At 60.9% G+C, this 12,015-nt stretch carries 14 protein-coding genes; 2 read left to right on the top strand and 12 right to left on the bottom strand.

Features of this window, described 5'->3' with window-relative positions:
* The 5 genes from RMCN_RS21160 to RMCN_RS31595 all read right to left on the bottom strand — a co-directional run.
* Positions 1-133, bottom strand: a 133-nt coding sequence (locus RMCN_RS21160; protein WP_409366064.1) for a MarR family transcriptional regulator, incomplete at its 3' end; no start/stop codon positions are given.
* 232 nt (positions 134-365) lie between these two features.
* Complete coding sequence (locus tag RMCN_RS21150; RefSeq protein ID WP_308206424.1) at positions 366-707, bottom strand: MarR family transcriptional regulator; 342 nt, start codon at positions 705-707, stop codon at positions 366-368.
* Positions 708-1,683: 976 nt separating this feature from the next.
* On the bottom strand, positions 1,684-2,166 hold the full coding sequence (locus tag RMCN_RS21140; RefSeq protein ID WP_067393341.1) for a cupin domain-containing protein: 483 nt from the start codon (positions 2,164-2,166) through the stop codon (positions 1,684-1,686).
* A 402-nt stretch (positions 2,167-2,568) separates the two neighbouring features.
* Complete coding sequence (locus RMCN_RS21135) at positions 2,569-3,165, bottom strand: CAP domain-containing protein (protein ID WP_067393338.1); 597 nt, start codon at positions 3,163-3,165, stop codon at positions 2,569-2,571.
* Positions 3,146-3,457 carry a hypothetical protein gene (locus RMCN_RS31595; protein ID WP_234787741.1) on the bottom strand — a complete coding sequence of 104 codons (312 nt, stop codon included), beginning with the start codon at positions 3,455-3,457 and terminating at the stop codon, positions 3,146-3,148. Before RMCN_RS31595 ends, RMCN_RS21135 begins: the two co-directional genes overlap by 20 nt.
* Positions 3,458-3,799: 342 nt before the next feature.
* On the opposite strand from RMCN_RS31595, the gene RMCN_RS21125 reads away from it, so the two are divergent.
* Together RMCN_RS21125 and RMCN_RS21120 are read left to right on the top strand one after the other, a co-directional pair.
* Positions 3,800-4,777: a dihydrodipicolinate synthase family protein gene (locus RMCN_RS21125; RefSeq protein ID WP_067393335.1), complete on the top strand. Its 978-nt coding sequence runs from the start codon at positions 3,800-3,802 to the stop codon at positions 4,775-4,777.
* Positions 4,777-5,781, top strand: a complete 1,005-nt coding sequence (locus RMCN_RS21120; protein ID WP_067393332.1) for a ketopantoate reductase family protein — start codon at positions 4,777-4,779, stop codon at positions 5,779-5,781. The genes RMCN_RS21125 and RMCN_RS21120 overlap by 1 nt, the downstream gene beginning before the upstream one ends.
* Before the next feature lie 25 nt (positions 5,782-5,806).
* Here the strand turns inward: RMCN_RS21120 and RMCN_RS21115 are convergent, their stop codons facing one another.
* From RMCN_RS21115 to RMCN_RS21085, 7 genes are all read right to left on the bottom strand, one after another.
* Positions 5,807-6,805: an AraC family transcriptional regulator gene (locus RMCN_RS21115; protein ID WP_234787740.1), complete on the bottom strand. Its 999-nt coding sequence runs from the start codon at positions 6,803-6,805 to the stop codon at positions 5,807-5,809.
* 632 nt (positions 6,806-7,437) lie between these two features.
* A protein-coding gene (locus tag RMCN_RS21110; protein WP_110765902.1) for an IS3 family transposase occupies positions 7,438-8,732 on the bottom strand; the annotation gives its coding sequence in 2 pieces (ribosomal slippage) (positions 7,438-8,450 and positions 8,450-8,732; 1,296 coding nt in all).
* A gap of 234 nt (positions 8,733-8,966) precedes the next feature.
* Positions 8,967-9,266 (bottom strand): ferredoxin, encoded by a 300-nt coding sequence (locus RMCN_RS21105; protein ID WP_225933553.1) that lies wholly within the window; start codon positions 9,264-9,266, stop codon positions 8,967-8,969.
* A gap of 74 nt (positions 9,267-9,340) precedes the next feature.
* A complete protein-coding gene (locus RMCN_RS21100) occupies positions 9,341-9,559 on the bottom strand; it encodes a hypothetical protein (RefSeq protein ID WP_011559095.1) in 219 nt (72 codons plus the stop codon).
* 48 nt (positions 9,560-9,607) lie between these two features.
* Positions 9,608-10,126 carry an aromatic-ring-hydroxylating dioxygenase subunit beta gene (locus RMCN_RS21095; RefSeq protein ID WP_036348144.1) on the bottom strand — a complete coding sequence of 173 codons (519 nt, stop codon included), beginning with the start codon at positions 10,124-10,126 and terminating at the stop codon, positions 9,608-9,610.
* A gap of 64 nt (positions 10,127-10,190) precedes the next feature.
* A complete protein-coding gene (locus RMCN_RS21090) occupies positions 10,191-11,591 on the bottom strand; it encodes a Rieske 2Fe-2S domain-containing protein (RefSeq protein ID WP_067393321.1) in 1,401 nt (466 codons plus the stop codon).
* A gap of 72 nt (positions 11,592-11,663) precedes the next feature.
* On the bottom strand, positions 11,664-12,015 hold a 352-nt coding region (locus tag RMCN_RS21085; RefSeq protein ID WP_201028900.1), incomplete at its 5' end, for a VOC family protein.

Here is a 12,015-nt window from a genome sequence, read left to right as displayed (position 1 = left end):
GCGGACCATCACTTGCCACCGCGGCCGCCACGGTGTCTCGCGCAATGCCGAGTTGCCGTGCGATGGCCCGCTGCGATAGCCCTTCGCTGCGGTAAAGATGCCGGATCAAGGCCCAGTCTTCCAAGGAGATCACCCATCCAATCTGATCGGGTGGCCTACTTTTCAACCGTCGCGACTGGCCGGATCTTCAACCGTCGTCAACACAGACGCCGAATACGGCAGAAGGTCGGCGACGGCGGCAGGCAAGGGAACCTACCTCCGTAAGCGATCCTCCGCCGGTGCGCTGGGCGCGAGAACGTCGGCCCGGCCGCGGCACCGCTACAAGGTAACCACTCGCGGATAGGCCGGTAAATATTTCAGGGTGGTTATCGCTGGCCGAGCATGGCGAGTAGCTTCAGCAGTTCATGCCGGTCCTGCTCGGCGAACTCGGCGAGAACACGACATTCGGCCGCACGCACACCGGAGTTGGTGCGGTTGAGCAACTCGGCGCCCTCAATCGAAAGCTCCATGGGAAGTGATCGCCCAGACGGCGCCATGGTGGCCTGTACCACTAAACTGCGCTTCTGCAATTCCCGCACCACCCTGTTCATCGCCTGTGGGGAAACGTTGATAGTGCGCGCCAATTGCGCATTGGACATGCCGGGCGATTGCGACAACAAGCGCATGCATAGGTACTGAGGGAAGGAGACACCCAACGGCGAGAGCACGTGGCGGTCACCTCGTTACGCAGCGCTGAAGTTAAGCGGTGCAGAAGGTAGCCCAGCGACTGGGTCTCAACCCGTTCCACGGATTCAGGGTGGGACGACTATGTCGTCGAGAATCTGAACGGTGCGGTCGCTTGTTGGCCAGCCGACGATGATTGAGCGCAAGACTACATACCTCGGTAGTAGATACCCGTGGCAGAGTTTCGACGTGGGTGCGCACGCATTCCCGTGCGCCAAGCCAGAAGATAACCCCACAGCGTTCCGGTGTCGATTACGTCCGCGACCTGGCGGACGCTTACGGTTATTGGGGCGAACACCGTCGAGGTGGTCCAGCGCGGGTAGATAGTGGCCTTGCTGGCACGGAGGGTGGCACGCGTCGACCGTCAGCCCGTCATATTCCCGCGCTTCCAGGAGCTGCAACGCGACCTCGAGCAGCTCAGTCTCACGCGTCGACCAGGGTGAGAAGGCATCAGCATCTGCCGTTTGGCGCACAGTCTGAGGCTAGGCCAACCTCTAACCGTATGGAGGCCATATAGTTGAGACAGATGAATTTCAATGTTTGGTAATATTAGGCAAACCTCCTATCCACATTAACCGTGGGGGACGGAGACGTCACCATGCTGACTTTACTATTGCGGCACAACAGGATTCGGCCGCCCTAAACAGCCTAGTTGTGCCTGACACTGACCGGCTGCCACCGGACGAAATCATCCGCTCCCACCGTTGCCTTGCCAGCGAACCGCGAAATTGAAGCGCGATCACCTGGCCATGCTCGAAGCGGCCCTAGGGCATTGCACCATTGCCGGCCTTCGAAATCCGCCTCCGGAAACGCGAAACGAACGCCATGACGTCCTTCACAATGATTGGCGAAGCCGTCCAAAGATGTGCGTAGCCGAGGTTTTCGGGGTTTGTTCCTTCGCCCGGCGAGGTCGACGCGCGAGCGGATGTGCGCAGCTCCGATCCGCTGAGGAGCGAATCGCTACTTCTCGCCGAAGGCGTCGGCGAAGCTAGTGTTGCCCATGCTTTCCCTCTGGGTGGCGTCCAGCGCAGCCAGTAGGCGGGAATTCTCGATGACGATCATCTCCACGTCATGCCCCTCGTCGGCATAGTGGCGATGCCAGATCCACGGCGGCGTATACACGAAGTCGCCCGCGCTCCACCGGACGCGTTGATCGCCAATCTCCGACCAACCCGAGCCATGTCGCACGAAGTGAACCGACTCATGCACGTGTCGATGGAGGTCACTGCCCTCGCCCCCGGGAATTTTCTGCAGAAAAAACTCTACCGAGCGAGCAGGTATTCGTAGGAGCAGCCCAATCTGAGATGGGCTTCCAGTCTGGATCCAATGCGCGTCGTCGGAGCTAACGACAAGGTGCTCCTCCCCCACGTGCTGGCTGTCGCGGCCTGCTGCTCGTGCCATACTCTCCGAGAATTCATCTATCTCGTCACGGGATAGCGTCATTGAACGGGCTCCTTCGTGTATTTCTTCGTTGAGTCCACAGAATTGTTGGCTTGCTGGAAAAGATGACACCCGGTGGAACAATGCGGTGCCAATGGGATTCATCGTTCGATAACCGCAGAAACGTGTAATTGTCATTGCAGGGGGATGCACCCGTCAGCATTCGTGGGCGCGGCTTGAGTTGGGCTGGATCAGCTCTGGTTCTGCTGAGTGCGTTATCGCCCGTCGCGATTGCCGACGGCGGAGCCTCGTATGAAATGACCCTGCTTAGGGACATAGATGCCGCCATCGGAGTGAAGGTGCGTTTCGCGGCCTCGCGGCGTCATGCACTGGGAACCACTTTGCGGGGCTTGTCAGGAAGCGTTGAGCAGTCCGCAGAGTCTGGGCGCTGACTTGCTTCTTGACTCATTGGGGCTTGCCGTACACCGCAACTACAACTGTCCGGTCGATGGAATTCTCTGACCACACCCCGATCCGGGTGTTTGCACAGTCAGACATGACCGCAAAATCGACCGGGTCGTAATACCACTGGTTGATCAGCTCGATGCCGCTCAACGCGAGTGCTGGATTTATCGCAACGGTTTCAGACACCACGCCGCTAAATCCCGCGGCTTCCGCCCGCACCTGGGGCGTGGAACCATCCGATCCAATGTCGCCGTCGACGTTGCGGTTGGCCAGCGCATCGCGCGCGTGCCACTGGGCAGCGAGCTGGAGGGTCGGACTAATGATGATGTCGTTCGGGCAGCCCGCCTGGCGTTGAATGGTGTAAACATTGGCTACCACGCCGTCATTGAGTCGCTTGTTGTCGCCGTGCGCGGCTGGCGGTATCAGTAGTGCTTGCACGCCAAGTACTGCAACGATACCTAGTGTCAAACGGGGCAGGAGACCGGACGCCGATCCCTTTTTGACCGTCTTCACCCTGCGTGGAGTGGGTACCGAAGCGTCGAATTTGTCACGGCAAGGGCGCTTTTCGTGCATCGAGTTACTCGTAAGCAATTTCATCAGTGTGGCAGTTTGTCGGCGGGTCGGCCGCAGCCTCGTCCCACTGATCGAAAATGGACGGGATCCCATCAGCAGCGGCCGACGGCGCAGCGAGGATCAAGCTCGCCACGGCTCTTCGATCGATGCGCAAGGAGTGCCACTGAGAATTCGGTGTCACACGAACCAGAACTGAAATCGATGTGACGTGCTGAGCCCAATCACGCCGGCGAACGGACTTGATCGCGATCTCCGCGCTGATCGCCTGCTGACTCGCCAGGGCGCCGTCGGGATTGCTGTCGATCAACGCTGTCACGGCGCCTACGGTACCGACGACTTCGAGACTGGCGAACCGAGGAATTTCACTCAGCGGAAGGGGGCCCGAAATTGGCAGGCATGTATCACGTGCAGAACCACTGTCGACTCGCTGATTTGCATCGAATCGGTGCATCTCCAAGAAGGTCGAAGTGCTACAGGTTGGGCGCGAATCGGAGTCTCCGCAGCGCTTACGGGATAGACGTCCACGGTTCTCCCCGGCAATGTTCGGCAGAGAGCCAACGCCCTCCGTCAGTTTCGAACATTAAGCGGAGGAGTAGGCGAGTCGGTCCGCCTCAAACCCTCAAACTGCCGAACTACCGCCGAAGGAACCGCATACAAGATGACCATCACGACACCGCTCGGATCCGATGCTAGGGCGTGGGCCACCGAGAACCTTCGAGGCTTCTATATGTGTCCTGTCACGCCCCTCACCGACGATTTCGAGCTGGACGAGGACGGTCTGCGGCAGAACATCGACGCGTTTGTGGAGATGGGTTGCACTGGACTCGTCGTCGGCGGCTTTTTCGCTGAGGGATGGAACATGACACTGGCCGAATGGCAGCGCTACCACGAGGTAGTCGCTGACGCCACCGCCGGCCGCCTTCCCTTGTTTACGATCATTCTGGACTCGTCGGCGTACCAGGCGGTCGAAAGATTACGCTTCGTGGCGTCTCTGGGCTTCACCGGCGCCGAGATAATGAACCCATCGGTTCAGCTCAAGACCGACGACGACGTCGTAGACTACTTCGACTTCGTGGCGCCTGCCACCGGGCTGGCGCTAGTGCTCTACCGGACGCCGGTATCCAGTTTCGTGTACACCCACGACGCCGTCGCTCGCATCGCCGAGCACTCCAACGTCATCGGGATCAAGAATGGCACTTTGAGTTGGACCGACAGCATCGCATTACGCCGCCGCTTCGGGGACCGCCTTGTCATCAGCGAGCCGAATGAGCGCTATTGGGCGCATGATGCTGCAATCTTCGGGGGTCGGGTGCTTTATGGGGAGCTCTCCCTGATCCTGTACGGGAAACGGCGGCAGGAACTGCACCACTACACCGACCTTGCCTTCGCTGGTGAACTGGCGGGGGCACTGCCTGTGTCGGCGAAGCTGGACGCAATCCGCCAGGTGTACGAAGAGGTGCTCATCGGCCGCATCGCGGCAACGGGTTCCTACGTCGCGGCGATGCCTTATCTGAAGGCGTGGTTCGAGCTGTTGGGGCTTCGTGCCGGCCCGGTACGGCCGCCCGTCAAAGCCCGGCTGTCTGCTCCGGAGCGCGAAGTTCTGCAGGAGAAACTGACGGCCGCGGAGGCTATTTGATGCGCGTCTTGATCCTCGGCGCGGGCGGGCTCGGTTCGGTCCTGGGCGGCTATTTGGCGAACACTGGCGTGGATGTCACCCTGGTCGGTAGGCCGGCGCACACCGAGGCGATCACCCGCGACGGCCTCCGAATCACGGGCCGTCGGGGCGACCTGGTGATCACCGACAACTTGACAGCGGTCGACCAGACCGCCAAGGCCACTGGACACTTCGATTACCTAGTGTTGGCGGTGAAAGGCAAAGATACGGCGCAGGCGCTGGCAGAGGCTGACGGCCTGCGCGATGTCGTGAGCAGCGCGTTGTCGGTGCAGAACACCGTCGAAAAGGATGCGACGCTCGCCGGGTGGCTTGGGCCCGACAGGGTGATCGGAGCCTCCACCATCGAGGGCGGCACCTTGCTCGAACCGGGGCTCGTCAGAAATCACCTTACAGCTGAGGTGACCGCTTACTTCGGCGAACTTGACGGGACATCTAGTGCGCGCGTCGACGACTTGACGGCTGCCTTCACCAACGCCGGCCTTCCTGCAAAGGCGGTAGGCAACATCGAGCAGGTCGAGTGGGAAAAGCTCGCACAGATCGCGCTGGCGGCCGCGTGGTCGGTCACGGCACTGGGCGCAATCCCTGACGCCTCGGTCTTCGAGGGCATGGAGGTGCGCGAGGGAGCGATGTACTTCGTCGCGCTGGCAAAGGACCTTCTTCGGGTCTACCGGGCGAAGGGCTACGAGCCGATGAACTTCTTTGCGCCTCTCTCCCGCCTGAAGGAACTCGATGCCCTTCCGACGGCCGACGCGATCGAGTTTGTCATCGGGCAAGGCAGAGTAATGCGCGAGAAGGGAAACTCGGGACACCCCTCGATGTACGAGGATGTTCTGCGACGACGTAAGACCGAGGTCGACTTCATGCTGGCGCCTTATCTCGCCGCCGCTCAAGAACTGGGCATGGATATACCGACGCTGCGGGTCGCCTACCAGATCATCAAGACCGTCGACCGATTCCTGGCCTAGCAATGACGCGGTTCGAAGGCGATGTTCAGGTAGCGCGCAAGGTGTGTTGGGGAGTGACGCCGAACTTGCGCCGATACTCCGCGCTGAAGCGGCCCAGATGACCAAAGCCCCACTTCATCGCTACGCGGGCAACAGTCACGGCACTCTCAGACGACGCCGCCAGTTCTGCATGCGCACGGATCAGCCGGACTTCGCGCAGATACGTGAGCGGAGGAAGCCCGACGTGCCGCTTGAAGCTCTCTTGAAGAGCGCGGACACTGATACCAACCTCGCGAGCAAGATCGGTTGTCGTCCAACTCCGTTCGGGATGCTCCTCGATTAGGTCGAGAGCTGTCCTGAGTACTTTGGGCGGCGGCGCTGCGTGTTGGTCGGCGGCGAGCGCCATGGCCTGATAGTGAGGTTGGGCGAGTAGAAACCCATGCATGAGCAACTGTTCGAAATGTCGCCCGGTCATCGGATGTTGCACGATGCTCTCAGGGCGAGAGACCTCCCGATACAAGACCGATAGCAGCGCAAGCCACGCACGACTGCTGTCCGCCGTCAGGTCCATGCTATGCGCGATATTCAGCGGCCTAACCGCAGGTCGTCCAAGCAAGCCCTCGAGTTCGTATTCCAGATCCGTGCGGCTGAACTTCACGCACAGCTGACCACAATCGGCGGCCCACTTGATGCCGGCAGGACGGCCTGGGAGGAAAACCGCCGCCTGCGTGGGCGTCGCTTGGGCCGTGGCTGAGCCGCACCACGAATCGGCGTAGCTGGTGAGGGGAACGTTGATGTGGTAATCATCGAGCGCAGTCGAATTGACGAGCTCGACATCTGCACCGTACCGAAGGTAGCCAACGGTCACAGCACCGATTCGTGCGGCGCTGAGCCGCGCATTCAAACGCTGGCCGCGACGGGAGTAGCGGAGCCGGTGCGGTGTGAAAATTTCCGAAGCGAGGTGCTCGGCCGCGCTCAACTGTTCGGTGCATACGGTCTCGCGTCGGCTGAAGTACGATCCTGCCATCTTCGGCCCATCCGCCATTGGTAACACCTCATTTTCTCGCTGCGGTAACCGCAGTTCGCCGACAGAATCTGTCGCTCCGTCGAACACCAGCGCGGAAGGCCTGGCCTCCGACTCAGGCTCCTGCGTCACCCAACCGCATGCACTCGAAATATTCTAGTGAATGGAGAACTCTGTTAAGCAGAGAGTGATTCTTGTAGACGCGTGTTGCCCTTTCTCCGGGCAGCAGGGTCACTGGCTGCCGCGTGCATCGTCCACCTCGATGGTGTGCTGGCCGGCGACCGCCCCGACCCCGATATTGCTGTTGAAGGACGCTCTGGAGCTGTGTGAGCTTGCCGGCGTCAGCTCGACAGTTGTCGCGTGGCGTTGACTGGTGCGATCGCACCCCGGTGCGAGTGCCGTCCGGAGGGGATTCGCGCCTCTGGCGGGAACACATCCGATACCAGCTTGCGTGTGCAATAGCCTGCGCTCACAGATCCATGCCAGCGGAGATGGAGGAGCCAATCGGGCCTGAGGGGTCTGCATACCTTGAGTGCGGAATGTATTACACAGTGGGGCACTGAATAATCACCACGATTTTGCTTCTCGTCGCGCCTTCCGTTCGTGCAGGCCGGTGGGTTGAGCACTTCTGGCATCCTGAAGCCTCCCGGGTTTCATGCACCCTCGGGGTTCTGTGAGCCGCCCGGTTGGTCGGTCACGAGTTCGAAATAGTAGCGGGCTTCGGCTTCGGCGGGTGGAATGCGTCCCAGGCGGTGCATGAGGCGCTGCTGGTTGAACCAGGCGACGTAGTCGGCGGTGATGTATTCGACGTCGCCCAGGGTGGGCAGTCCACCGTGGCGGAACGGGGAATCCGCCCGAATGCATTCGTTCTTGTACAGTCCGATGGTGGTCTCGGCCAACGCGTTGTCGTAAGCATCCCCGATACTGCCGACCGACGGGCGTAATCCTGAAAGAGTCAGTGTCTCACCAAATCTCACGCTCGTATACTGACTTCCTGCGTCGCTGTGGTGGATGCCGTCCTCGATCGGGTGGCCTTGGCGGCGGCGTAGCGCGGCGGCCTGGCGGATCGCGGACTCGACGAAGCGGGTGTGCTTGGAGGCTGAGGCCTCCCAGCCCACGATCGACCCGGCGTAGGCGTCGATGACGAACGCGACGTAGACGAAGATCCCGGTCACCAACTTGACGTAGGTAAAGTCGGCGACCAGCAGCGTATTGGGGGCAGCCACCCCGAACTGGCGGTCCACCAGATCCGGTGGCCGCAGCGCCGCCGGGTCCGCGATGGTGGTGCGGACCTTCTTCTGGCGCCGGACTCCCTGCCAGCCGTTACGGCGCATCAGCCGTTCTACGGTGGACTTGGCCACCGGGATGCCCTCACGCTGCAGATGCGCCCACATCTTCAACGACCCGTACAGCGACTCCGGCCGCCGGCGACCCAGCGCGTCGGGCTCGTAGTAGCCAGCCAGGATCTCGGTGATCGTGGCGTCCCACAAGGCACGTTTGGACGGGGCCCGCGTGGCCCAGGCGTAGAACGTTCTCGGGGCGATGGACACCCCGTGCTCGGTGAGCACGCGGCAGATCGGAGCGACCCCGAAACGGTCCCGGTGACTGGCGATGAACGCGCAGACCGTGGCGGTCAGCGGCGGTTGCGCGGGTCGCTCTCCCGCGCAAAAAAAGTCGTTGCCGCCTTCAGGATCTCGATGGTCTGCTCCAGCTCGGCGTTGCGCCGCTTGAGCGCCCGGATCTCCGAAGCCGCCGCGCTGGAGACCCCGTCACGCGCACCGTCGTCGACCTGGTGCTGGCGGATCCAGTTGCGCAGGGTCTCCGCGGTCATCCCCAACCGCTTGGACACCGCGGTGATCGCCGCCCAATCACTCGGATAGTCCTCACGGTGATCCAGCACCAGACGCACAGCCCTGGCCCGGGTCTCCGGGTCGTACTTGTTCGCCACGATATGCACCTTCCCAAGAAGAGAGGTGTGCATCAAACGCGGGAGGCTTCAGACAGCCGTTCTCACAGGTCAACCTCTGACAATCCCATCACGTCTAGCGTGCTCGTGAGAAGCAGAGACATAGTAGGCGGAAGGTCGCACCACGGAAGAGATCAGACGGCGCCGGGTGAGCGCCTGCGACAACGGCGGACGGTCGTTTGGGGGTGAACCTACCCGAGGAAGACATTTAGGGTGTCATTGCGCGGATCCGGAAGCACGTACGGTGATCGCTGCCGACGGGCATTCGTGTGCTGCCGCGCGGGCGTTGACCTCTAGATCAGCGGGAATGTCGCGCACCAATATCTCCGCCTTCCCAGCCGCGTTGATAGCGAAGACACTGGCGCGACGTCCACGCACAACTGGTAGCCGCAGCACCGACGTGGATCGACTTCCGCATGGATCACTTGTCCACTCCTCACTTAAGTGCACCCCTCCACCGCGATGGATCGAGCGGAGGACCAAGGCACGCCGCCGCGCAGCACCTGCAGTTGTCATCACAGACGTCCTTTCACGATTGGGGAAAGGGCGTCAAGTAGGAAACGATCCCCTGCTCACTGACGTGCGCGAGGTCAATGGCCAGGACCGTACGGGTCCTCGAGAAACCTCGAAAGGCTTTCCTTGGTCTGCCATGACAAACTCTCAAGTTCCAACGGGTCGAGCTGAATTCGGAAGCCGAGGCGGGGGCTGGCAATCTCCAACCGCTCTCCATTGCGGGTAAAGATTTTGTCGACGGTGACGACGGCGAACTCGTTCGCGATGGTCGTCGCCGCACCGTGGTCGCCGGTCACGACTGTACCTTTCTAGGTTTTAAGTAATGCAAGCTCAACGTCGCCCCGTTAGAAGAAGTTAGCCAGATTGTGGGTCCCGACAACGGCATGATCAAGCACTACCCGTCGGCTCGCTAACCGCAGGCCCATCTCACTGCGGCGGATGACATCGTGGCGCTCCGCAGAGATGAGGTCGTGCTGCGGACTGTCCCCCCTGTTGCGGAACACGAGAAGGTTGGAGCGGACATCGTATTCGTCCGTCCCTGCGCCGGGGCGTACCCGCACATTCGACACGTGGTGTCGGATCCGTGAGGGCGGATCTTCTGCCCATGCGTATTCGGTGTCCAGACGTAGCACCCGCAGCTGCAAGCCTGCGTAGTCGTCATCCCAGTGGGTCATGGTCGTCGAATTTCCGTCGCCGTTGGCGCGTTCTCTGCTCACGCGCACCGGGATGATGTAGTGGATATCTTCGGCGCACAGTTCTAGCCAGTCGTGAAACCGGCCGTCGTTCAGCAGCTCCGCCTCTTCGAACAGAAAGTTCTCCATCTCGCAGCGGAGCAGAAGCTGTTGCTCGACCGTCGCTACCATGGCACACCATCCTTTATGACTTGGTTGATTGTGGTTGTGAGACAAGCAGGTGCCTGATGCCTCATCAGGCGACCTCGTCTGCATTGGTCCGAGATTGCGCGAGTAGTTGGGGTTTGGGCTCGGTTTCGCTGGCGTCATCGCCTGAGTCGGTGAGTAACTCCAACAGGCGACCCCAGAATTCGCGTTGGTTACGCTCCGCGTACCCGCTGGACAGGGGACGACCGGGCCCCTTCCACGTGTCGTCGCTGGTCAGCACACCCATGCCCATCTCGAAGTTGAGTGTCTGGCTGCCTGCGAGAATGCCTTGCGTTCCCGCAGTGATGGAGCGCCAAGTCTCGGCGTCGTCCTGTTCGAACACACCGGAGATGCCGAACGTTCGTACGTAGGTCTCATACGACTGCTGTTTGAACTCTTCGTCGGCATCCTTCTCGACGAGAAACCACGACCACACTTCCATCGTGTCGTGTGACAGTGGACGCCACAGCCGAAATGTCAACATCGGCACTGGCATTGACTTGTTGTCCTTACCGATGAGGACGTTGAGGAACGACAGGTTGGGAAAGACCGTGCCGTGAATGAAGGCCGAACGCTGAAGCATGTCTGCGCGGTCCTGATCGCCGTAAGCCGCTGCGAGTCCATCGACGATCTCGGGTGGATAGTTCATAAAGGGCGGCATCGGTTGCCCGGGCGTTACCCCGAGGACGCCGAGGCCGTGACCGTTGGAGAGACTGATATGCGCCGGCTCCGATGCGAATTTCGGATCGGGCGGGGCCAGACCGAGCTCGACCGCCGATCGGTGCGTCATCAACGTGTGGTAGGCGTCCCCGACAAAGTTGTCCGCGCCGAGCTTCCAGTTGGAGTCGATGATCCAACGCTGGGGCTCACCCCGCACCTCCAGTCCACCCTTGGACTTCTGGGTGATCAGGTCCAGATACCACGCCATATCGCCCAAATAATCAACGAGAGGTTCTGCCTTCTCGTCCAGGCAACCGAATATCATTCCGCGGTAGTTCTCGAGGCGCGGAACCTGGGTAAGACTCCACTCGTTCTTGTCCATCTCGACCCCATAGACCTCTTTTTGTGCGGGTACACCCGCCAGAGTTCCGGTATTGCGGTAGGTCCAGCCGTGATAGGGGCAGCGGAAGTGCGAAGTGTTGCCCATCTCCGTGCGGCACAGCATTGTTCCGCGGTGCCGACACGAGTTCGCCATGGCGCGCACTTCGCCGTCTTCGCCGCGGACAACGATGATCGAACCGCCACCCAGATATCGGACCACGTAATCCCCTGCCTGGGGGATCTCCGTCTCGTGGGCCAGGAATTGCCAGCACCGGCCGAAGACTCGCTGAGCTTCGAGCTTGTGGAGTTCTGCGTTGGCGACCAGCCCGGCGGGCAGACGGCCCTTAGCAAGGCCTTCTTGGCCCGCCGCTACCAGTTGCTGAATGTCGTTCTTACCGACAATAGACATGTACTTCTCCTACGTTTCTTGGATTGGGCTGCGTAATGTTCTCTTGGACAGATGTTTTCGTGATTGCGGCGTTCATGTTGTTGCGGCTTCGAGTGCGCCTGGTGGTGTTTGGGCGACCATCTGGTGGCCCCACACACTGGGTCGGTCGTACTGAGCGACTGTCCAGGTTTCCTCGTCGACGGTGACCGCATCCCAGCCGTACTCGAGGTCAAACCCGCTCGGTGTGCGCACGTAAAACGACACCATCCGATCGTTGACATGGCGCCCCAACGTCATGCTCAGCGGAATGTTGCGCGACATGCACAGGTCATAAGCCATCCCCACGTCATCAAAACTTTGCACCTCGACCATCACGTGGTGCAGTCCCCGCACACCCGGCATCGGAGTCAACGCGATGCTGTGATGGCGCGGGTTGCAGTGGTAG

Source organism: Mycolicibacterium novocastrense (assembly GCF_001570485.1).
In the GTDB taxonomy this organism is placed as follows: Bacteria; Actinomycetota; Actinomycetes; order Mycobacteriales; family Mycobacteriaceae; genus Mycobacterium; species Mycobacterium novocastrense.
Note: the sequence above shows the minus strand (reverse complement) of the source record. Positions and strands in the feature narration are given on the sequence as shown.